The sequence below is a fragment of the Promicromonospora sp. NPDC050880 genome, assembly GCF_044456525.1.
In the GTDB taxonomy this organism is placed as follows: Bacteria; Actinomycetota; Actinomycetes; order Actinomycetales; family Cellulomonadaceae; genus Promicromonospora.
Genome location: NZ_JBITFV010000002.1, coordinates 595,679 through 616,199, shown reverse-complemented (window position 1 = coordinate 616,199; position 20,521 = coordinate 595,679). Strand labels below are relative to the sequence as shown.

Annotated in this window: 15 protein-coding genes and 1 pseudogene; 5 read left to right on the top strand and 11 right to left on the bottom strand. The window is 73.5% G+C overall.

Annotated elements, in window-relative coordinates:
* Positions 1-1,122 (top strand): polymorphic toxin-type HINT domain-containing protein (locus ACIBBF_RS06685; RefSeq protein ID WP_397411748.1); only part of this gene is annotated, 1,122 nt, incomplete at its 5' end.
* A 3-nt stretch (positions 1,123-1,125) separates the two neighbouring features.
* Positions 1,126-1,650, top strand: coding sequence for a hypothetical protein (locus ACIBBF_RS06680; protein ID WP_397411746.1), 525 nt, complete (start codon positions 1,126-1,128; stop codon positions 1,648-1,650).
* A gap of 72 nt (positions 1,651-1,722) precedes the next feature.
* On the opposite strand, the gene ACIBBF_RS06675 is transcribed toward ACIBBF_RS06680, so the two are convergent.
* Positions 1,723-5,352, bottom strand: a complete 3,630-nt coding sequence (locus ACIBBF_RS06675) for a glycoside hydrolase family 97 catalytic domain-containing protein (protein WP_397411744.1) — start codon at positions 5,350-5,352, stop codon at positions 1,723-1,725.
* 207 nt (positions 5,353-5,559) lie between these two features.
* Between ACIBBF_RS06675 and ACIBBF_RS06670 the strand changes: the two genes are divergently transcribed.
* Positions 5,560-6,321: an SDR family NAD(P)-dependent oxidoreductase gene (locus ACIBBF_RS06670; protein ID WP_397411742.1), complete on the top strand. Its 762-nt coding sequence runs from the start codon at positions 5,560-5,562 to the stop codon at positions 6,319-6,321.
* Positions 6,322-6,377: 56 nt separating this feature from the next.
* Here ACIBBF_RS06670 and ACIBBF_RS06665 read toward each other — a convergent pair whose 3' ends face one another.
* The 8 genes from ACIBBF_RS06665 to ACIBBF_RS06630 all read right to left on the bottom strand — a co-directional run bounded on the left by ACIBBF_RS06665 (position 6,378) and on the right by ACIBBF_RS06630 (position 15,078).
* Positions 6,378-7,022, bottom strand: coding sequence for a hypothetical protein (locus tag ACIBBF_RS06665; protein WP_397411740.1), 645 nt, complete (start codon positions 7,020-7,022; stop codon positions 6,378-6,380).
* Positions 7,023-7,079: 57 nt separating this feature from the next.
* A complete protein-coding gene (locus ACIBBF_RS06660; protein WP_397411738.1) occupies positions 7,080-7,382 on the bottom strand; it encodes a hypothetical protein in 303 nt (100 codons plus the stop codon).
* Between the two features lie 161 nt (positions 7,383-7,543).
* Positions 7,544-8,932 carry a hypothetical protein gene (locus tag ACIBBF_RS06655; protein ID WP_397411736.1) on the bottom strand — a complete coding sequence of 463 codons (1,389 nt, stop codon included), beginning with the start codon at positions 8,930-8,932 and terminating at the stop codon, positions 7,544-7,546.
* Positions 8,933-9,250: 318 nt separating this feature from the next.
* Positions 9,251-10,888 carry an aldehyde dehydrogenase family protein gene (locus tag ACIBBF_RS06650; RefSeq protein ID WP_397411734.1) on the bottom strand — a complete coding sequence of 546 codons (1,638 nt, stop codon included), beginning with the start codon at positions 10,886-10,888 and terminating at the stop codon, positions 9,251-9,253.
* Positions 10,879-12,027, bottom strand: coding sequence for a mandelate racemase/muconate lactonizing enzyme family protein (locus ACIBBF_RS06645; protein WP_397411732.1), 1,149 nt, complete (start codon positions 12,025-12,027; stop codon positions 10,879-10,881). The genes ACIBBF_RS06650 and ACIBBF_RS06645 overlap by 10 nt, the downstream gene beginning before the upstream one ends.
* Positions 12,024-12,932 (bottom strand): dihydrodipicolinate synthase family protein, encoded by a 909-nt coding sequence (locus ACIBBF_RS06640; protein WP_397411730.1) that lies wholly within the window; start codon positions 12,930-12,932, stop codon positions 12,024-12,026. The genes ACIBBF_RS06645 and ACIBBF_RS06640 overlap by 4 nt, the downstream gene beginning before the upstream one ends.
* On the bottom strand, positions 12,929-14,257 hold the full coding sequence (locus ACIBBF_RS06635; protein WP_397411728.1) for an MFS transporter: 1,329 nt from the start codon (positions 14,255-14,257) through the stop codon (positions 12,929-12,931). The genes ACIBBF_RS06640 and ACIBBF_RS06635 overlap by 4 nt, the downstream gene beginning before the upstream one ends.
* Positions 14,258-14,421: 164 nt before the next feature.
* Positions 14,422-15,078 (bottom strand): GntR family transcriptional regulator, encoded by a 657-nt coding sequence (locus ACIBBF_RS06630; protein WP_397411780.1) that lies wholly within the window; start codon positions 15,076-15,078, stop codon positions 14,422-14,424.
* A gap of 164 nt (positions 15,079-15,242) precedes the next feature.
* Between ACIBBF_RS06630 and ACIBBF_RS06625 the strand changes: the two genes are divergently transcribed.
* The gene (locus ACIBBF_RS06625) at positions 15,243-16,163 is read left to right on the top strand and encodes a DUF1963 domain-containing protein (RefSeq protein WP_397411726.1); all 921 of its coding nucleotides are present in this window, start codon (positions 15,243-15,245) and stop codon (positions 16,161-16,163) included.
* Positions 16,164-16,207: 44 nt separating this feature from the next.
* On the top strand, positions 16,208-17,464 hold the full coding sequence (gene dinB / locus ACIBBF_RS06620; protein ID WP_397411724.1) for a DNA polymerase IV: 1,257 nt from the start codon (positions 16,208-16,210) through the stop codon (positions 17,462-17,464).
* Between the two features lie 12 nt (positions 17,465-17,476).
* Here dinB and recQ read toward each other — a convergent pair.
* Together recQ and ACIBBF_RS06610 are read right to left on the bottom strand one after the other, a co-directional pair.
* A pseudogene (gene recQ, locus ACIBBF_RS06615) lies at positions 17,477-19,343 on the bottom strand (DNA helicase RecQ).
* A gap of 119 nt (positions 19,344-19,462) precedes the next feature.
* The gene (locus ACIBBF_RS06610; RefSeq protein WP_397411722.1) at positions 19,463-20,431 is read right to left on the bottom strand and encodes an alpha/beta hydrolase family protein; all 969 of its coding nucleotides are present in this window, start codon (positions 20,429-20,431) and stop codon (positions 19,463-19,465) included.
* Positions 20,432-20,521 lie beyond the last annotated feature (90 nt).

Below are 20,521 nucleotides of genomic sequence, written 5' to 3'. Positions count from 1 at the left end.
GCGAATATCACGTTGGCTGCCACGGGTGAGCGGTCGTGGGCGGAGGCGGGGATCGCGATCGCGGGTGCGGCGTTGTCTCTGATCGGTCTGGGTGGTGCCGCGAAGGCTGCGATGGGGTTGTCCAAGAGCATCGCCAAGGGCACGTTCAAGCAGGGGTTGAAGAACGGGTGGTGCAAGTTCGGGTTCGGGAAGTGTTTCGTGGCCGGGACGATGGTCCGGACTCCGGACGGTCCGCGCCCGATCGAGGAGATCCGGGTGGGGGACAAGGTCTGGGCTCATGACACGGTCACCGGTCGGGACGAGCTGGGTCTGGTGGTCGAGACGTTCGTGCGGACCACCGACGAGCTGTTCCACCTCAGGATCAACGACCAGGTCGTCTCGACCACGGCGGAGCATCCGTTCATGGTGCACGGGCGGGGGTGGACCGATGCGGCGTTCCTGAAGGAAGGTGACCTGCTGGTCACCCCCGAGGGAACCACCACACCCGTTCAGGCCATCGAGATCGAGCAGCGGCCCGAGGATCAGGTCGAGACGGTCTACAACTTCCACGTCGAGACCTACACCACCTACTACGTCCACGCCGGTGAGATCAGCATCCTCGTCCACAACGCCGTTCATGCGAACGCCCTGAAGAAGAACCACACGTACAAGATCAACGGCGGCAGCTACAAGGTGGACGGTCTCGGCCGTCCCGCCGGGATCGACGTCAAGCTCACCAAGAGCTCCATCGGTGGCAAGACCAACCCCTCGGTCAAGCCGCTCGGGTACGACCCGTCCATCCATCAGGCGGGTCACCTCCACGGCGCGCAGCTCGGCGGTCCGAACGACCATGCCGCCAACTTCGTCTCGCAGTACAACAGGTCCAACAATCCCTGGCAGCGGGCCATCGAGGGCGAGGTGCGCAAGGTCGTCGAGAACGGCGAGGACGTCGTGTATAAGGTGACACCGCAGTATGACGGAGCGTCGGAGATTCCCCACTCGATTCATTTCAGCGGTCAGGGGTCGAACGGGTACCAGCTCGACTACACCCTGTCGAACTCGAACCTTCCCCTGCTCAGCCAGGAGATGAAGGCCGGGAACATCTCCGTGAACCAGCACGGCTTTCTCTTCGGGACGAGGTAACAGATGGCAAGCCTGGACGAACTCATCGACGCGGGCGGACTGGTTCCCCCCGCCGACGCCTACGACTGGGAGCAGGCCGAGGCCACCCTCCAGGTCGCCCTCCCGGAGGACTACCGGGCCCTGGTCGACGCCGGCGGCGCCGGCCTGTGGTTCGACTACGTGCGCGTCTACGCCCCGGGTGAGCGGTACGAGGACCGGAACCTGCTCGACTCGCTCGGCGTGTTCGAGGACCTCAAGATCTTCTGGGACAACGGCTTCTCCGACCCGCCGGAGGACATCGGCGAGGACACGAAGCTGATCGCGTGGGCGAGCACGGGCACCGGCGCCACCCTGTTCTGGCGGGTCGACCCCGGTGTCGCCCCGGCGTCGTACCCGCTGTACGTCCAGAGCGCCGACGGCGACTGGGAGCGGCTCGAGATCACGACGACCGACTTCCTGCGCGGGGTGCAGCAGGGCACGGCCGGCAGCGAGTACTTCTCCGAGGCGTTCCTCGACCGCACCCAGACGTTCCGTCCCTACCCGGGGTAGAACGCCACGACCCGACGGCCGCGGGGCTGCGGGGACGACGTCCACGCAGCCCCGCGGCCTGCCTCGGCTCGTTCAGGCCACCGGGCGCCACGGGCCGTCCGCGGCGCCCGGCACCTGCCCGCGGGTCCACCAGCGGGCCTCGTACAGCCTGCCGTCGTGCACCGCGAAGTCGCCGGCGACGAAGATCCGGGACCGTGTCCACACCGCCGTGCCGTCGACGGCCGCGGTGACCTCCTGCCACGCGCCGTGGGCCGAGGTGCCCGGTGTCTCGCCCCGGGTCCACCAGGATGCCAGCCACACCGATCCCTCGAACACGACCTGGGCGCCCGCCGTGTAGGTCTCCGTGGCCGACCAGGCCGGGAGCGCGGGTTCGGGCCGCACGCCCGGCGTCGCCTCCACGCGCAGGTGGTCGAGGTTGATGTTGCCCGTGTCGGTGGCGGTGTGGTGCAGCAGGATCTCGTGCCGCCCGGGCGCCAGGGTGACCTGCAGGGCGGGGGAGTGCCCCCAGCGCCGCCACCGGTCGGCGTCCTGCCCCAGGTTGGGGAAGGTGACTGGCCGGTCCGGTCCGCCGTCGACCGACACGGAGAGCTGCCGGTCGAGCGGTGCGACCACCATGCCGTTGGCGTAGCGGAACGAGATGTCGACGGCCGAGGGAGCGGCCGCCTCGTACGTGAACCGCACCCCGGCTCCCGTGCGGGTCAGGTCACGGACGAACCCGGTCCCCGTGTAGCCCGGGTGCTCCGTGGTGATCCGCGCGCCGCCCACCAGCGTGGCGGTCTCGGCCTCGGCGACGTGCTCGGCCCGCAGCGCCCCGACGGCGGCCCGGAGCCGGTCCAGGGCAGCGGCGTCGCCCGCGGCGCCGGCGACCCGTTCCGCGAGATCGTCCAGCGACCCGGCCAGCGCGGCGGCGTCGCCCGTGCGGGCGTGGGTGGCCGCGGCCGCCGCCGGCTCGCGCAGGGCGGCTGCCGTCGGGTGGTCGACGGCGCCCGCCTGCTCCGCGTCCCGGACCAGCGACAGCACGCCGAACACGCCCACGGCCTCGCCCAGGTACGGGACGACGGCGGCGTCGACGGCCGCGCCGACGTCGGCCGGGACGTCGTCGGTACCGGAGGTGAGCGCGACGTGACGCACCGCCTGCAGGGCGAGCCGGGTCGTCGCGAGGTCGTGCCGCTCGGCTGCCTCCAGGGCACGTCGCGCGTGCCGCACGAGGAGCGCGGACCGGTCCGGCGCCACACGGCGGTCGCCCACCAGGTCGAGCAGGTCCGCGTCGGGGTAGGGCAGCAGCGCGACGTCGACGGCCCGGCCGGCGTTCCCCGCGGCGTCGACGACGCTCAGCGCGTTGCGGGCGTCGTAGGTGACGTCGTCGGCCGGGATCCGGGCGGTGAACGTCCTCGTGCCGCCTCCCGCGACGCGGCCCGTGGCCCCGTCGACGGCCTCTCCGTCCACGGCGAGCCCTGCCTGGCCGACGGTGGTGCCGCTGTTCCGGACGGTCGCCGTGACGGTCACGACCTCCGCGACCGGGTCGTAGGACGCCTCGGGCGACCCCTGGAGCCGGAACGTCGGGGCCGCGTAGCGGGGCAGCTCCGCGAGGTCGGTGGCGGTGGCCGGGCGCAGCCGGACCGCCTGGCCGCCGGCGGCCGTCATGGCCGCCTCGATCGTGTCGGTCCGGTCCACGAGCGCGCGCTTCACCTCGACGGCCGTCGGGTTGCCCTTCCAGGACGCGTCCGCGGCGTCGGACCAGATGTCGGCCACGTAGGTGGTGCCGCGGTCCAGGAACCCGAGCGGCACGCGGACCGCGCGGTCGTGCTCGTCGGTGATCGAGCCGACGTACCAGACCGGGCCGCTGCGGCGTGCCGTGACGGTGTGGTCGCCGAGCTCGGCGTCCAGCACGTGCGACTCGTCCCAGCGCGTGGGCATGTCCCTGAGGTAGTCGAACGCGTCCGCGTGCTCCGCGTAGTTCTCCGGGGTGTCCGCGAGCATCTGCAGCGGGCTGGAGAACGTCGGGTAGAGCGCGAGCTGCGCCGTCGTCGTGGTCTGCACGCGCGTCTTGAGGTTCGCCGGGTCCCAGGTCACGGCCAGCACGCCGGGCGTGTAGTCCGCCGGGCCGCCCATCCACCGCGTGAACGGCAGGATGGTGGCCTGCTCGGGCGGGTTGCCGCCCGCGCCCATGTAGTTGTGCTGCTCCATGCCCGCCACGCCCTCGCCCGTCATCATGTTCGGGTAGGTGCGTGACAGCCCCGTCGGCTTGATCGCCTCGTGCGCGTTGACCGAGATCTCGTGCTGCGCCGCCGACTCGATGACGCGCTGGTAGTGCCTGACCGCCTCCTGGTCGTAGTGGCTGCGGTTGACGCCGCCCAGCTCGAACCGTGTGGCGTACCCGGTCTTCAGGGCGTGGATGCCCCACTCCTGGTACTGGTCGAAGATCTCGTCCATGTGCTCGTCGTAGTAGTCGACGTAGCCGCGCGTCTCGTTGTGCGCCATGAAGCCGACGCCGTTCGCCTCCGCGTAGGCCAGCACCTCGTCGATGTCGACGTCGGCCTGCGGCGTGACGAAGTCCTGCCCCTTCCACTCGCCGCCCGCGTTCTGGTTCCAGCCCTCGGCCAGCACGTACTTGGCGCCGGCCTCCGCGGCCAGGTCCACGTACTCCTTGATGCGCTCCGTGGTGGCGCCGTGCTTCGGCCCCGCGTTCCACGTCGTGTCGCGGCGCTGCAGCTCCCACCACACGCCCACGTAGGTGCCGGGGTCGATCCAGTCGGTCGTGTCCGCCGTGCCGTCGCCGTCGGAGTCGACGTCGCAGATGGCGCACGGCGGGTTGAGGTTCTCGATCAGGTGCGACCCGGCGAGGTCACCGGCGGTGCGGCCGACGGTCACGGTGCGCCAGGGCGTGCTGAACCCGTCGGCGTCGACGTCGATCACCGCCTTGTCACCGTTCGGCAGCGCGATCAGGTCCGAGACGAGGGTGCCGGGCGTGCCGCCACGGACCACGGTCATGCTCGGGAAGTCGATCAGGGCCGCCTCGTGCACGGCCAGGAACAGGTCGTCGGAGCGGGACATCGTGATCGGGGTCTGCGCCGAGGCCACGTCGGGCAGGGGCTGCGTGCGGTAGTGCTGCTCGTCGGCGCTCCATCTCGTTCCCGCGGGGATCGAGTACGCCGTGGCGTCGGCGGGCAGCGCGAACTCGGTGGTCTCCCCGGCCACGACGACGCCGTCGCCCAGTGCCTCCTGCTGCGGGAGGCGGTAGCGCAGGCCGACACCGTCGTCGAACACGCGCAGGACCACGTCGAGCTCCACGCCCGAGGCCTCGTGCACGGCGTGGACCGTCAGCTCGTTGGCGTGGTTGCGCACCCGTGCGTCGTTGCCCCAGGCCGGGGTCCAGGTCTCGTCGACCTCGTCGCGGTCGGTGGAGGTGATGCTCAGGCCCGCGGTGAGGTCGACCGCGGGATCGCGCAGCGTGAGCCCGAGACCCGACGGCGCCACGACGGTCGTGGTCCTGTCCCGCACGACCTCGTACGTCAGCGTGCCGTCCACGACGCCGACGGTCGCCTCGATCGACCTGTCCGGTGACGCGACCCGGTGTCCGTCGAGCGTGCCGGCCCGGTCCTGCGCCGTGACGGCGCTGGCGCTCGTGCCGGGTACGGCGGGAGCCCCGGCGGCGACGACCGCCGGGCCGAGGAGCAGCACGGCGGTCGTCGCCGCGGTCAACGCCGCCGCGGGGTGGGGTCTGTACCGGCGTCGCCGGCCTGCCTGAGCTCGCGAAGGTGTATCCACTGTTCTCTCTCCCGGACGTCGGTGTCGCAGCTGGGGATCCGGTTGCCTCGATGCAGACGGATGCTGCCGTGAGTTTTTCGGGGGTGCGCTCCGGTGTCAAGGTGTGATGTCGTCGGTGGACGCGACACAGGGGAGGCCTGGATGCGCTCGTTCGTGGTGACTGGAGGCGGTCGTGGTGTGGGACGTGCCGTCGTGGAGCGGCTGGCCCAGGGCGGCCACGTCGTCGTCCTCGACCTCGTGGGCGAGCCGGGGGAGCCGCCCAGCGGCGACATCAGGAGGCTCACGGACGACCCGCGCGTCACGCTCGTGCGCGGCGACGCCGCGGACCCCGTCACGGCCCGCCGGGCGGCCGACGCGGCGGAGGACCGGGCACCCCTGGCCGGCTGGGTCAACAACGCCGCCGTCTTCCGGGACCTGCCGGTCACCGCACCGCCCGGCGAGGTGCTCGCCGCGGTCAGCGCCAACCTCGCCCTGGCGATCACCGGCTGCCACACCGCCGTCGGCCACTTCCTGCGGTACCGGCGGCCGGGCGCCGTCGTCAACGTCTCCTCCCACCAGGCACAGCGCCCGGTGCGCGGTGCCCTGCCCTACGCCACCGCCAAGGGCGCGATCGAGGCGCTGACCCGCGCGGTCGCCGTCGACCACGGGCCCGCAGCGATCCGCACCAACGCCGTCGCCCTCGGGTCGGTGGAGACGGAGCGCTACGAGCGGTACCGGCAGGAGCACCCCGACGTGGACCGGCAGATGGCCGCCCTGCACCCGCTCGGCAGGGTCGGCACGGGGCGCGAGGTGGCCGACGTCGTCGCGTTCCTGCTCTCCGACCAGGCGGGCTTCGTCAACGGCGCCGTACTGCCCGTCGACGGGGGACGAGCCGCCCAGGGCGCCGACCCCGAGGCGGTCTGACGCACGACCGGGCCGGGTGCGGCGCGGGCGCCGGCCGCGGGATCGGCGCCGCGGGATCAGCGTCCGCTGTCCGCCGTCACGTCCCGGACCCACGCCCCGTCCTGCGGACGGAAGCCCACGCCGCTCAGGTACGCGTGCTCGCTCGGTGCCGCCTGCGGCACGACGACGCGGTCGAAGCCCTTGGCCGCGAAGATGCCGCTGCGCCGGTACACGAACTCGCCCGGTGTCAGGTCGCGGAACCGCTTGGACACCCAGTCGAGCTCCACCACGCCCGCGCCGTCCCCGGCGTCGCGCACCTCGACGACGCCCACGGTCTCGTCGCCGCGCTGCACCAGGAACGCCGACCGCTCCTCACCGGGCTCCGGGACGGCCACGAACCCTGGCGCGAAGCCCGCGATGTCCGCCGCGTGCGTGCGCAGCACGTGCAGCAGGTACGCGTCGTCGGGCGCCACCTCCACCACTTCGTAGACGGCGGCGTCGTGCCGCTCGCGGTTCAGGCGCCACAGCCAGTAGACGTTGATGAGGCTGATCGCGGCGTTCATCGCGACGAACGGCCAGATGCCGGCGATCGCGTTGTAGGCCGTGGCCACGACCGAGCCGGTGAGGTTGAGCCAGCGGAAGCGGAGCACGCGGGCCTGCGTCAGCGACAGGACGACGAGGGCGGAACCGACCCAGCCGGCGATCTCGAGCCAGGGGAGCATGTGCTGACTCTAGGCGGGCCTGCTCCGGTCCGGCGGCGGCCGGGTGCGTCGCGCGCGTCACCACGACCAGCCGCGCGCGCTGAGCTCCAGCTCCTCGCGGAGCCGCTCGTCCGCGGCGGACCGCTGGTCCGCGCGCAGCGGGTCCGCGTCGGTCGGCAGCTCCGCCAGGCGGCACGCCTCGCGCAGCAGGGCGTCGTAGGCGTTCTGCACCGCGAACCAGTGGTGGGCGCGCGCGTACAGGCCGGGGTCCTGCTCGACGCGGCGCAGCTCGGTCGCGAGCTGGCCGAGCCGCGACTGCAGCCGCAGGGTCACCAGCGGGTCGGGCGCCGGCCTCGGGCGCGTCAGGAAGGTCCAGACCATCGATCGTCACCGCCACGTCGTCGTCGCGGAAGGGGGACTCCTCCAGCGTAGGTCGACGGCGGCGCCGGGGCTATCCCGCTCCGGGACGAGATGTCGCCGGTCCGCGCCCGCCCGCCAGCGCGTCGGTGGCGGGCGGGCGCGGACCCGCGCGTCGGTGCGGGTCAGTCGGAGTAGCAGAGGTCTCCCTCGCAGCCCGCCCGCACGTCCGAGCCGTGCACGCCCATGACGACGGCGCCCCCGGTGTCGCTGTCCCCGATCTGGGTGTTGACCGGGCCGGTGCCGCCGATCACGACGTTCGAGTCGTCGTAGGTGACGACGTTGCGGTGACCCCGGCTCCGGACGGAGACGTCGTCGAACCCGTCGGCCCCGACGACGAGCGCACCGCGCCCGGTGGCCGAGGACTCGCCCTCGTCGGTGACCGTGGCCTGCCCGGCCGGTGCAGGGCTGGCGACAGGGCCGGCGACAGGGCCGACGAACGCTCCGGCGGGACCGCCCCGGTCGCGGTGGGCACCACTTTTCCCGGTGCTCTGCCGGGCGGTCACCTCCTCGTCCTCGCCGTCGTCGCCGTCGTCCTGCTCGTCGTCTTCCTGCTCGTCCTCCTCCTCGTCCTCCGTGTCCTCCGCGTCCCCCGAGTTGCCCGACCGGACCACCGACCCGGTCACGTCGACCGCGTTGAGACCGCTGGAGTCGGTGTCGCCCGTGTTCGCGTTGATCCGGCCGTCCCGGCCCAGGAACACGTTCGAGTCGTCGTAGGTCACCACCTGGTCGTCGCCGACGACGCTGACCGAGTGGTCCTCGAAGCCGCTGATCGCGATGGGCCGGTCGCCGGCGGAACCCAGGAGCAGCCCGCCGAACGTGTCGTTCTGGTGCGACCCTGTCGTGGACTGCCCGGACCGCAGCGACGAGCCGTCGGACCCGAGGGAGAGGACACCGCTGGAGGTGACCGCGCCGGTGTTGGCCACCAGCTCACCGTCCTCGCCGATGTAGACGATCGATCCGTCGGCCGCGAGCACCTGGTAGGTGGTGCCGTGCGTACCGCCGCTCCGGGGCGCCCGTCCCATGGGCACGACGACGACGGGGTCCGCAGGGCCTGCGGCGTCGGTCGTTCGCCCCTGGTCGGGTGCGGAGCGCACCGGGCGGGGTGGCGTGCCCGCGGCCTGCGGCGGTTCCGTGAGCGGGGCCGCACCGCTGGTACGTGCGGCCTGGGGCCCGGTATGCGTGGCCGACGGCGCGGTGCGGGCGCGCCCGGCGCTCGGGGCGGGTGCGGCCGGGGCGGGTGCGGCCTGGGCCGGCGCGGAGGTGGTCTCGGCGGGCCGGGCCGAGCCGTCCGGCGCGAGCATCAGCACGACCGGTGGCGTGTCCGCCGGTGGTGCGCCCGGCGTCGTCACGTAGACGTCGCCCGCGGGCGCGGTGGCCGCGGCCGCGGGCGACGCCGCTGCGGTACCGGTCAGGACGTCGTGCGCCACCCAGGCGCACATGCCGGCGACGCCGAGGATCACTGCGCAGGCCTGCGGGCTCAATCCTCCGGCCCGACGGTTCTCGGAGCTCATCCCGTTCTCCTTCCAGCCGCGCGAGGGCGCCGCCGGGTGGGACCGTGCCGTACGGGATCGGTGGCTCGCTCGATCGCGGGGTCCCGGCGATCTTGGGGCGGGTCGACGGACCGGACGCCGCTCGCGTCGAGTTCTCACGGTCGCGCCCGGGCGTGGTGCGCGCAGGCGTTCCACGGAGCCCACCGCGCGGCCGGCGACGCTGCGCCCGGCCGCGGAGCCTTCCGCGGGGACGGACCAGGGCGGGCGCGCCGGGCCGGTGCGCGGCAGTGCCGCGGGTCGGGTCCGGGCGCACCGCCTGGTGCTGCGGTACCCGCGACGCTACGCCGGGGAGCCCAGGGGCGCCCCCGGGGCAGCGGGTGAAGTGGACCCGCCGGGCAGCACCAGCTCCCCGTCGACCCGGACGGGCACGACCGCCGGTCCGTCCCGCAGCTCCGGTGGCAGGGCGTGCTGGGGCGCCTGCTGCCAGGCGACCGGGCGCAGGAACCGGCGGATCGCCGTCGCGCCCACGGAGGTGTGCAGCGTGTTCGTCGACGGCCAGGGTCCGCCGTGGTGCTGGGCCCAGGTGACGGCGACCCCGGTGGGGAAGCCGTCGTACAGCACCCGCCCGACGCGTCGGGTGAGCGCGGCGCGCGCGGCGGGCAGGTCCCGGTCGGCGGCACCCCCGGTGAGGATGCTGCCGGTGAGGGACCCCTCGACCCGTTCGACGACGGCGACCGCCTCGGCCTCGTCGCGGTAGCGCACCACGACGGCGAGAGGGCCGAAGCACTCCTCGACCAGACGTGGCGTGACCGACCCCGCGGCGACCTCCAGCAGGGCCGGGCGGGTCGACCCGACGTCCTGGCTGTGCGGCGCACCGCCGTCGGCCGCGACGTCGGACCCGGTGTGCCCGCCGTCGTCCCGCCCGCGTGCGACGACGGCGGCGTCTGCCGACCGGGCCACCACCCCGTCCGCGTAGGCCCGGGCCATCCCCGCCGTGAGGGCGGGCAGGGCGGGCGCCCGCTGGACGGCGCGGCCGAGCGCGTCCACCAGGGCATCCCCGGCGTCGCCTGCGGGCACCAGCACGAGCCCCGGCTTGGTGCAGAACTGCCCGCCGCCCTGGAGCACCGACGCCGCGAGCCCCGTGCCGAAGCCGTCGGCGTTCTCCCGCGCGCCGGCCGGCGTGACCAGGACGGGGTTGATGCTGCTCAGCTCCCCGTAGAACGGGATGGGCGCGGGCCGCGCGGCGGCGGCGTCGGCCAGGGCCCGCCCGCCGGCTAGCGACCCCGTGAACCCGGCCGCCCGGATCGCGGGGTGCGACACGAGGGCGGCTCCCGCGTCGAACCCGTGCACGAGCGCGAACGTGCCCTCGGGCGCACCGGCTGCCGCGACGGCCCGCTCGGCCAGCCGCGCCACGCGCTCCGACGTCGCGGGGTGCCCGGGATGGGCCTTGACCACGACGGGGTTGCCCGCCGCCAGCGCCGAGGCGGTGTCACCGCCCAGCACGGAGAACGCGAACGGGAAGTTGCTCGCCGCGTAGACGGCCACGGGACCGAGCGGCACCAGCATGCGGCGCAGGTCGGGGCGCGGGCCCATGGGGGTGTCGCCCGCGTGGTCGATCGTCGCCTCCAGGTAGCCGCCGTCGCGCACCACGCGCGCGAACGTGCGCAGCTGATAGGCCGTGCGCGTGAGCTCGCCGCCGAGCCGCGCGGGCCCGAGGGCGGTCTCCCGGTCGGCCTCGGCGACCAGGGCGGCACGCTCGGCGTCGAGGGCGTCGGCGAGCGCGTCCAGCAGCTCCGCGCGCCGGGCGCGGGGCCACGCGGCGAGCTCGTCGGCGACCGCGGCGGCCCGGTGGGCCACCTCGTCCAGGGCAGCGGGCAGGGTCTCCCGCACGGGCAGCTCCACGACCTGACCCGTGCGTGCGTCGCGGCTGGTCACGGCGTGCGGATCGGGCGCCGCGCCCGGCGTCGTCACATCCATGCCGTCGACCCGTCCCGGCGCACGGGCACCGTGCGCTCCCAGTGCACCCAGTCGTCGGTGGCCAGCGCGGACTCGTCGATCTCGATGCCCCAGCCCGGTCGGTCCGGCCGCAGCTCCAGGTGCCCGTCGACCGGCACGTACGGGTCGTGGCACCAGGAGACGTCGTCCGGCTTGTACTCGAGGATCGAGAAGTTCCACGTGGCCGCCGCGAAGTGCACGTTGGCCGCCGTCGCGAGCGGGCCCATGGGGTTGTGGGGCGCCACGGGCACGTCGTGCGCCTCGGCCAGCGTGGCGATCTTGCGCATCTGGGTCAGCCCGCCCACCACGGCGATGTCGGGCTGGACGATGTCGGCGCCCTGCACGGTCAGCAGGCCCAGGAACTCGTTCGGCGAGTACAGGGACTCGCCCGTGGCGAGCGGCACCGTCATCTCCGCGCGGATCCGGCCCCACGCCGGCAGGTACTCGGGGCGGATGGGCTCCTCGAGGAACAGCGGCTCGTTCGGCGCGAGCGCTGCCGCGAGGTCCACGGCCTGGCGCGGCTCCCAGAGGCAGCCGTGGGCGTCGAACGCGAACTCCCACTCCTCGGGGTGGCTCTCGCGGATCTGCCCGAACCAGTCGCCGAGCTCGCGGGCGACCAGCCCGAACCGCGACCGGTGCAGGTCGCGGCGGTAGGGGCTGAGCTTGAACGCGTCCACGCCGTGGTGCTCGTGCAGCGCGGCCGTGCGCTCGACCAGCTGCGGTACGTCGGGCGCGTCGTACAGGCCCGCGTACACCCGCACCCGGTCGCGGACGGCGCCGCCGAGCAGCTGGTACACGGGCACGCCGGCGGCCTTCGCGGCGATGTCCCACAGGGCGTGGTCCACCGCGGCGATGGCGGCCAGGCCCAGCGCTCCCTGCGGGAACCGTGCCGACTGGTGCAGCAGCTGGTTCACGTGGGCGACGCGGGTCGCGTCGAGGCCCGTGACCTGGTCCGCGATGTACTCGATGATCGCGGGGTAGGCGAGGTCCGGGCCGTGGTTGTAGATCTCGGCCCAGCCGTCGAGGCCGCCGTCGGTGGTGATCCGCAGCAGCACCCGCGGGCGGTTGCCCACCCGCTGGAGGTAGGTGGTCAGCCGGGCGATCTTCGTTCCGGTGGTCATGCCGAGGCCTTCCAGTCGTCGAGGATGCGCGTGATCGCGGCGCGGTCGGGCTCGCCCAGGGTGGTGCTGGGCGGCCGCACGGAACGGTCGCACAGGCCCATCTGGTGCATGGCCTCCTTGACCACCGACACGTTGTCCGCCGACCGGTCCCGGGCCCGGAGCTGCTCGAACTCCCGGATGCGCCGCCACACCGCGGACGCGCGGGCGGCGTCGTCCTGCCGCAGGGCGTCCAGGAGGCCGAACGAGACGTCGGGCGCCACGTTGACCAGGCCCGAGGTGAACGCGCGGGCGCCCGCCTGCCACGCCGAGGGTGCGTAGGACTCGGCGAGCCCGGCGATCCACAGCAGGTCGGCGTCCGTGTTCTGCACCGTCTCGGCGAACGCCACCGGGTCCGGCACGGAGTACTTGATGCCCACCACGTTGTCCGCGGCCTGTGCGAGCGCCGCGATGTCCGTTCCGCGGATCACGGGGGAGCTCACGTACGGCAGTACGGCGAGGCCACCCGCGGCGTGCGCGACGGCGGCCGTGTACTCGACCCAGCCCTGCCGTGACATGTACGGCAGTACCGGCTGGTGCACCATCACGGCGTGCGCGCCCAGCTCAGCGGCCGCCCGCGCCTCGGCCTGCGCCGTGGCCGGGTCCAGCCCCACGCCGACGACGACCACGGCCCGGTCGCCCGCGGCGTCGGTCACCGTGCGGGCGACGTCGGCCCGCTCCCGCGGGCTCAGGGCGTAGAACTCGCCGGTGTTGCCGTTGGGCGTGATGGCGCCGAGCCCCGCGTCGACCAGGCGCCCGGCGAGCCGCCCGGTCAGGGCGAGGTCGACGGAACCGTCGGCCGCGTAGGGGACGACGGGGATGCCGACGACCGTCCGCAGGCGTTCGACGATGTCGTGGTACCCGGTCATGATTCTCCGTTCTGAGGGGTGTCCTGCTGCTCGACGGGCTTGATGCGCACCCAGAAGCCGTAGACGGCGGCGCTGACCAGGCAGCTGATCGCCGCGAAGACGAGCGGCCACAGGTAGGAGCCGTCCGAGGCCGTCAGGGCCAGGCCGATGGCGATCGGGCTGATCAGGTTGCCGAGCTGCGAGCCGAAGTTCTGGAAGCCGGCCAGCGAGCCCACGCGCTCGGGACTGGGGGAGACCTCGGCCGGCAGGCTGAGGATCGCGGCACCCGCGAAGGAGTGCGCGGCGCTGGAGACCGTGAGGATCACCATGAGCACCACGTTGCTCTCCACGAACGGGCTGAACCCGATGCACGCACTGAGCACGAGGCCCGAGATGATCGGCACCTTGCGCGCGACGTTCGGGGACAGGCCGCTCGCGAGCATGCGGTCGGAGACGATGCCGCCCAGCACGGTCGAACCGATGGCGATCACGGCGGGCAGGGCGCCGACCATGCCGAACTCGGCCTCGGTGAACCCGCGCTCGTTGAGCAGGTAGCTGGGGTACCAGGTCAGGAAGAACGCACCGGCGAGCGACCGGAAGACGTAACCCAGCAGGAGCGCCCAGGTCTGGTTGTCGCGCAGCAGCGTGCTCCAGCGCACCTCCTCGCCGCTGTGCCGCACCATCTCGGCCTGGTCGGAGCGGATGTGGTCGAGCTCTGCGGCGTTGACGCGCTGGTGGTCCTGCGGGGCGCGGTAGATGGCGAGCCAGCCCACGATCCAGAGCAGGCCCACGGCACCGATCACCACGAAGGTCCAGCGCCACCCGGCGAAGACCGCGATCGACGTGACGATCGGGATCGACAGGGCCGACCCGATCTGCTGACCCATGTCGAACAGGCTGGAGGCGAAGGCCCGCTCCCGACGCGGGAACCAGGTGGAGACCACCTTGATGTTCGCCGGCTGCACCGGTGCCTCGCCGATCCCCAGGCCGAGCCGGAAGACGATCAGGCTCGTCACGCCCGTCGCGACGGCGGTCAGCGCCGTCCAGAGAGACCACCAGCCCACGGCGATGGGGTAGATGACGCGCGGTCCGAACTTGTCCAGGAGCCAGCCCGACGGAACCTGGAACAGGGCGTAGGTCCAGAAGAACGACGACAGCAGCACGCCCTGGACGGCCGGGCTGATGTGGAAGTCCTCCGCGATGAACGGCAGTGCCACGCTCAGGGCGGCGCGGTCGAGGTAGGCGATCGTGAGCCCGAGCGCCGAGAACGCGACGATCGTCCAGCGCATCTGGCTGCGCCGGGCGCGGGCCGCGACGGGCGCGGGCTGCTTTGTACTATTGAGCATCGTTGCTCCTCCATCGAGTGACGTGCGTGCTCCGCCATGGAGCACACGTTCCAGAGGTGCGGCCCGGGAACTTGGCGGTGAACGGGCTGCACCTCGCGTGCGTACCGCTCCTGCCGGCCTGGGGCACTGTGGCCGGCCGGCGCTCGCGGCTCAGATCCTGCGGGTCAGTCGGTCGCACCTCCCTGGTGGAGCCGGTCGAGGAAGCCGGCGATGTGCCGGCGGGTCAGGTCGCCAGCGAGGTCTGCGTCGCCCGTCTCGGCGGCGTCGAGGATCCGCTCGTGCTCCTGCGCCTCGTCGCCCCAGCTCGGCTGCCTGGCCCACGTGGTGACCGCGGCGAGCGCCGTCTGGTCCCGCAGGCCCTCCAGCATGCCGATCAGGATCGTGTTGCCGGACGCGCCCCACAGCGCCGCGTGGAACGCCCGGTTGGCCAGGCTGCGCTGCGCGGGTTCCGTCGCCCGGGCAGCACGCTCCAGGGCGGCACGGGCCGCAGCCGTGTCCATACCGCGCAGCACGCTGCGGCGGGTGGCCTCGGGCTCCAGCAGCAGGCGGGTCTCGTAGATGGCCACGGCGTCCTCCTGCGTCAGCTCGCGCACCCGCACCCCGACGTAGGGCCGCACGACGACGAGCCCGCTCATCTCCAGGGTCTTGAGCGCCTCGCGGACCGGTGTCTTGGACATGGCGAGCTCGGTCGCGATCTCGGCCTCGACCAGCGGCTGTCCGGCGGCGAGGCGGCCGCTGAGGATGCCCTCCTTGATGGTGGCGAGCGCGTGCTCGGTCCGGGAGGGGAGAGCGGCCGGGGAAGTCGTGGTCACGTCGTACATCATATATGACGGCGGGAGATGATTGGTCCCGACCGTCGTTCAGCAGGACGCCGGTGGCGGTTGTCGGGTGCTCGACGGTCGCCCGTGGCCTGCTGAACGAACCTCAGCGGGGTGGGCCGGGCGGCTGTCGGCCGGCACCTGAAGGGTGTCCGTAAACTCCCGATATGCACAGAGGCGATGGGGAAGTGGCAGGTCAGGGCAGTGCTGGCAGGCGGGAGGCGGGCCGGAGGGTGGGTGCCGGGGTGCTGCCCGGGTCGGTGCGGCACCTTCCGGCCGGCACGTTGTGGTGGCTGGACCGGTTTCGTGAGCAGGCGATCGACCGGGGCGTCCCGGCGGCCGACGTCGACCGGTGGCTGGGCCTGGCCCGGCCGACGCTGCGGACGGCGCCCGACGGCGACGGCCCGGCCGTGGGCCGCCTCGGCACGCCCCTGATGCTCCCGCCGGACGTCCCCACGCCCGCCACGGTGTACGGACCCGACCGCTCCGACGAGTACCAGCTCGTCGTCACGCTCGACCTCGCGGCGATCCCGCCGGGTGCCACCGACCTGCCGCTGCCGCCCGGCGGCCACGTGCTCCTGTTCGCGAACGTCGAGCTGGACGACGTGGTGCTGCCGGGCGGCGCCGTGTACGTCCCGGCGGGAACTCCGGTCGAGGCGCGGGAGGCCGCGCCCGACTACGAGCCGTACGAGTTCGACTCGCCCGCAGACCTGGACGCGACCCTGCGCCGGACCGGTGACCTTCGGCTGGTCCCCGGGGTGTCCCTGCCCGCCTGCCCGCTCGACGCCGAGAGTGCCGCCGGGCACCCCTGGGCGAGCGTGCTCCAGGAGGTCTGGTCCGAGCAGTCCGACGGCGGTGGCGAGTGGCAGCTCGGCGGGCACGCCTACGACTTCGACGGGTACGGGGACCCTGCTCGTGCCTCGGCGCACGAGAGCTCCGGCGAGCACCGCTCCCGCCCCGAGGACTGGGTCGTGCTCGCGCAGTGGATCGGGGTGCCGATGGGCGTCCTGTACTGGACGATCACGCGCCAGGACCTGGAGGCGGAGCGGTTCGACCGGGTCCTGGTGCAGATGTACGCCAATCCCTGACGGCCTCGCCGGCGTTCGAACGGGTGTTCGAGTAGACTGCCCGTATGTCCTCGCGCGGCGCCACGATCCTGCATGCCGACCTGGACGCGTTCTACGCGTCGGTCGAGCAGCTGCTGGACCCTGCGCTGCGCGGGCGCCCGATCGCCGTCGGGGGCGGGCCGCGCGGGGGCGTGGTGCTCGCGGCCTCCTACGAGGCCAAGGTCCACGGGGTCCAGGGCGGGATGCCGGGCTGGCGAGCGGCCCGGCTCTGTCCGGACCTCGTGTTCGTGCGGGGCCACTTCGGGGAGTACCAGCGCCTGGGTGACGCCGTGATGGCGGTCCTGGCCGACGTCACGCCGACGGTCGAACGGATCTCGATCGACGAGGCGTTCCTCGACGTGTCGGGGGCGACGCACCTGTTCGGCCCGCCCGCCGCGATCGGGGCGCGGATCCGTGAGCGCGTCCGTGCCGAGGTGGGTCTGCCCATCTCGGTCGGTGCCGCACGGACCAAGCACCTCGCCAAGATCGCCTCCCAGGTGGCCAAGCCGGACGGGCTGGTCGTCGTCGACCCGGGCGCCGAGCGCGAGTTCCTCGACCCGCTGCCCGTCGGCCTGATCTGGGGCGTGGGTCCCGTGACCGGGCAGCGGCTCGCCGACCTCGGCATCCGGACGATCGGCGAGCTGGCGCGCACCCCGTCGTCCGCGGTCGAGCACATCCTCGGGCACGCCGTGGGCCACAAGATCAGCGCGATGGCGCAGGACCAGGACGCCCGCCGGGTCGTGACCAGCCGCCGCGCCCGCTCCGTGGGAGCCCAGTCGGCCCTGAGCCGGCGCGCTCCGGAGCCCGAGGGCGTCCGGGCGGTCCTGGCGCACCTGTCCGACCGGGTGTCGCGGCGCCTGCGGGCCAAGCAGCGCGCGGGGCGCACGGTGACGGTGGCGGTCCGCTTCGCGGGGATGCAGCGGGCGACGCGGTCGCTCACGCTGCCGGTCCCGGTCGCCGCCACGCTCACCCTCACCGAGGTCGCGGTGCGGCTGGCCTGGTCCGCGATCGAGGACGCGGCCCCGTGCGAGATCACGCTGCTCGGCGTCTCCGTCTCGAACATCGTGGACCAGACGGCGGTCCAGCTCGAGCTCGACCTCCAACCGCCCGACCCGTGGCGGCCCGGCTCCGGGCCGGGCGTGGCGCGCAGTGCGGTCGACGAGTCGGTGGACGCGATCCGCTCGTGGTTCGGCACCGACGCCGTCGGCTACCTCCCGGTGGTGCTGCGCCGTGGCGGCGTCGTGCCCGACGAGTTCCGTGAGCTCGCCGAGCACGACCTGTGAGCGTGGCCCCGGTCAGTCCGTGGCGTGCAGCGCCGCCAGGATGCCCGCGCCGTAGCGGTCCAGCTTCGCCTGTCCCACGCCGCTGATCCCGCTCAGCGCGTCCAGGTCCGCCGGCCGTCCGGTGGCCACCGCGCGCAGCGTCGCGTCGTGGAACACCACGTAGGCGGGCACGCCCTGCTCCTTGGCGGCCGCCGCACGCCGCGCGCAGCCGCTCGAAGACGCCCTGGTCGGCGTCCGACAGTGCCGCGCCCTCCGGGCGTGTCCCGCCCGCGCGGGCCGGCCGGCGGGCGCCACCCTGGGGGCGCGGGTCGCGCCGCATCCGCACCTCACGGCGCCGGCCCAGGACCTCACCGCTGGCCTCCGTGAGCAGCAGGGTGCCGTGGTTCGAGTCGACCTCCAGCAGCCCCTGGGCCAGGAGCTGGCGGGCCACCGAGCGCCACTCCGCCTCCGAGAGGTCTTCCCCGACCCCGAACACGGTGAGCTCGTCGTGCCTCCACTGCGTGATCTTCGGCGTCGCCCTGCCGCGCAGGATGTCCACCACGTGCCCGACGCCGAACCGCTGGTTGCGCTCGCGGTCCAGCCGGTACACCGCGGACAGCAGCTTCTGGGCCGCGACGGTGCCGTCCCACGCCTCCGGCGGGTTCTGGCACGTGTCGCACGCACCGCACCCGCCCGGATGGTCCTGACCGAAGTAGCGCAGGAGCTGGGCCCGCCGGCACTCGACGGTCTCGCACAGCGCCAGCATGGCGTCCAGGTGCGCCGAGAGTCGGCGGCGGTGGGCGAGGTCTCCCTCCGACTCCGCGATCATCCTGCGCTGCTGCACCACGTCGGCCAGGCCGTAGGCGAGCCATGCCGTCGAGGGCAGGCCGTCGCGCCCCGCGCGGCCGGTCTCCTGGTAGTAGCCCTCGACCGACTTGGGCAGGTCGAGGTGCGCGACGAACCGGACGTCCGGCTTGTCGATGCCCATGCCGAACGCGATGGTGGCGACCATGACGACGCCGTCCTCGCGCAGGAACGTCGACTGGTTGGCGGCACGCACGGGGGCTGGTAGCCCCGCGTGGTACGGCAGCGCGCGGATGCCCTGCTCGGTGAGCTGGTGGGCCGTCTTCTCGACGGATGCGCGCGACAGGCAGTAGACGATGCCCGCATCACCCGCGTGCTCGGTGCGCAGCAGGTCCAGGAGTTGCCGGCCGGGGTTGTCCTTGGGTGCGACGCGGTAGGTGATGTTGGGCCGGTCGAAGCTCGCGACGAAGTGCCGCGCGTCGGTCAGGCCCAGGCGCGTGGCGATCTCCTCGCGCGTGTGCCGGGTCGCCGTGGCGGTCAGGGCGATGCGAGGGATGCCGGGCCAGCGTTCCGCCAGCTCGCTCAGGCGCAGGTAGTCGGGGCGGAAGTCGTGGCCCCACTGGGACACGCAGTGCGCCTCGTCGATCGCGAACAGCGCGATGGTGCCCTGGTCGAGCAGGCGGGCGGTCGACTCGACGCCGAGGCGCTCGGGCGCGAGGTAGAGCAGGTCGAGCTCGCCCGACCGGTAGGCCTGCTCCACCTCGCGTCGCTCGTCCGGGTTCTGCGTGGAGTTGAAGAACCCGGCCCGGACGCCGAGCGCCGCCAGTGCGTCGACCTGGTCCTGCATGAGGGCGATCAGCGGTGAGATCACCACGCCCGTGCCCTGCCGGACCAGGGCCGGGATCTGGTAGCACAGCGACTTGCCGCCGCCGGTCGGCATGAGCACGAGGGCGTCACCGCCGCCCGTGACGGTCTCGATGATCTCCTGCTGGTCGCCGCGGAAGGCGTCGTAGCCGAACACGTCACGCAGCACGTCCAGCGGGGTCGGCGCCAGGTCGAGCGCGGGTGCGGTCGGGGCGCCGTCCGGTGAAGTCATGGCCGCCAGTGTGCCAGGAGCCGGTGACACCGGCCGCCCTGGTGGCGTGGACCCTGTGGACAACGGTCGACGTCCACCGAGCCGGGGTGTACGGCGTGGCGCAGCACGTGTCCGGGCGGCTACTTGGACTCGACGTGACCGACCGAGCCGCCGACGTCGGCCAGAGCCGTGCTCGCCCGTGTCCACGAGGGATCGGCCGGGTCCAGCGCGGTGCGCAGGTACGCCGTGGTCAGGCGGGCCAGGACCGCCACGCGCTCCGGGTTCTCGTCGGTGGTCTCTGCGGCCTCCCAGCCCGAGATGCCGCCCAGGCCGTGGGCCGCCCCGGCCAACGTGAGCAGGTCGGTGGCCCCGGGCGCGTGGGTGTAGGCGTCGGTGAACCAGTCCGGCCCCCGGCTGGTGAGCTGCGACTGGTCCGCGTCGCCGGCCACGACCAGCGTGGGCGTCGTCAGCTCGGCGAAGGACGGGTTCATGAACGGGAAGTGCTCCCGGGCGAACGGGTGCAGCTCGTCACCCGCGAGACCGGCCGTGGCCAGCAGGACGCCGGCGCGCACGCGCCGGTCCGTCCAGTCCGGACCGGGGCGGCCGGCCTCGTCCAGGACGCGCGCGCCGAGCAGCATCTGCACGGTCTGCCCGCCCCAGGAATGGCCGGCCGCGGCCACGACGTCGCGGTCGACCCGGCGGGCGAGGCCCGGGACGGCGTCCTCGACGGTGCCGAGCTGGTCCAGGACGCTCACGAGGTCCTCGCGTCGCCGGGACCAGACCTGACCGAACCGGGGGTCGTCGAACGCGATGCCGTCGCGACGCGAGTCCAGGTGCGTGGGCTGCACCACGACGAACCCGCGGGAGGCCCAGAACGTGGTCAGGGGCGCGTACCCGTCGTAGGACCAGCCGTTGCCGTGGGAGAACAGGAGCACCGGCAGGTCCGTGCCGGTGACGGGGGCGGAGACGCGCACCTCGAGCGGGCGGGCGCGGCCGGGGGAGTCGAGCGTGACCGGCGCGACGGAGACGACGGGTTCGCCGTGGCCGACGACGTCGTCCAGGGCGCGGACGATCGGGGTACCGATGGCTGTTGCGGGGGTGGTGCTCATGGTGGGTGTGCCGTCCTTTGCATGGAGGGCCTCCGCCCGGGAGAATGGAAGCGGAGCGCCGTTCCGGATCATACGGAGCGCTGTTCCGTT

Coding starts and splice junctions, on each gene's coding strand:
- ACIBBF_RS06665 (WP_397411740.1), bottom strand. CDS start 7,022: ATGCTCCCCTGGCTCGAGATCGCCGGCTGGGTCGGTTCCGCCCTCGTC.
- ACIBBF_RS06655 (WP_397411736.1), bottom strand. CDS start 8,932: ATGAGCTCCGAGAACCGTCGGGCCGGAGGATTGAGCCCGCAGGCCTGC.
- ACIBBF_RS06650 (WP_397411734.1), bottom strand. CDS start 10,888: ATGGATGTGACGACGCCGGGCGCGGCGCCCGATCCGCACGCCGTGACC.
- ACIBBF_RS06645 (WP_397411732.1), bottom strand. CDS start 12,027: ATGACCACCGGAACGAAGATCGCCCGGCTGACCACCTACCTCCAGCGG.
- ACIBBF_RS06630 (WP_397411780.1), bottom strand. CDS start 15,078: ATGTACGACGTGACCACGACTTCCCCGGCCGCTCTCCCCTCCCGGACC.
- ACIBBF_RS06635 (WP_397411728.1), bottom strand. CDS start 14,257: ATGCTCAATAGTACAAAGCAGCCCGCGCCCGTCGCGGCCCGCGCCCGG.
- ACIBBF_RS06625 (WP_397411726.1), top strand. CDS start 15,243: ATGCACAGAGGCGATGGGGAAGTGGCAGGTCAGGGCAGTGCTGGCAGG.
- ACIBBF_RS06610 (WP_397411722.1), bottom strand. CDS start 20,431: ATGAGCACCACCCCCGCAACAGCCATCGGTACCCCGATCGTCCGCGCC.
- ACIBBF_RS06670 (WP_397411742.1), top strand. CDS start 5,560: ATGCGCTCGTTCGTGGTGACTGGAGGCGGTCGTGGTGTGGGACGTGCC.
- ACIBBF_RS06680 (WP_397411746.1), top strand. CDS start 1,126: ATGGCAAGCCTGGACGAACTCATCGACGCGGGCGGACTGGTTCCCCCC.
- ACIBBF_RS06640 (WP_397411730.1), bottom strand. CDS start 12,932: ATGACCGGGTACCACGACATCGTCGAACGCCTGCGGACGGTCGTCGGC.
- dinB (WP_397411724.1), top strand. CDS start 16,208: ATGTCCTCGCGCGGCGCCACGATCCTGCATGCCGACCTGGACGCGTTC.
- ACIBBF_RS06660 (WP_397411738.1), bottom strand. CDS start 7,382: ATGGTCTGGACCTTCCTGACGCGCCCGAGGCCGGCGCCCGACCCGCTG.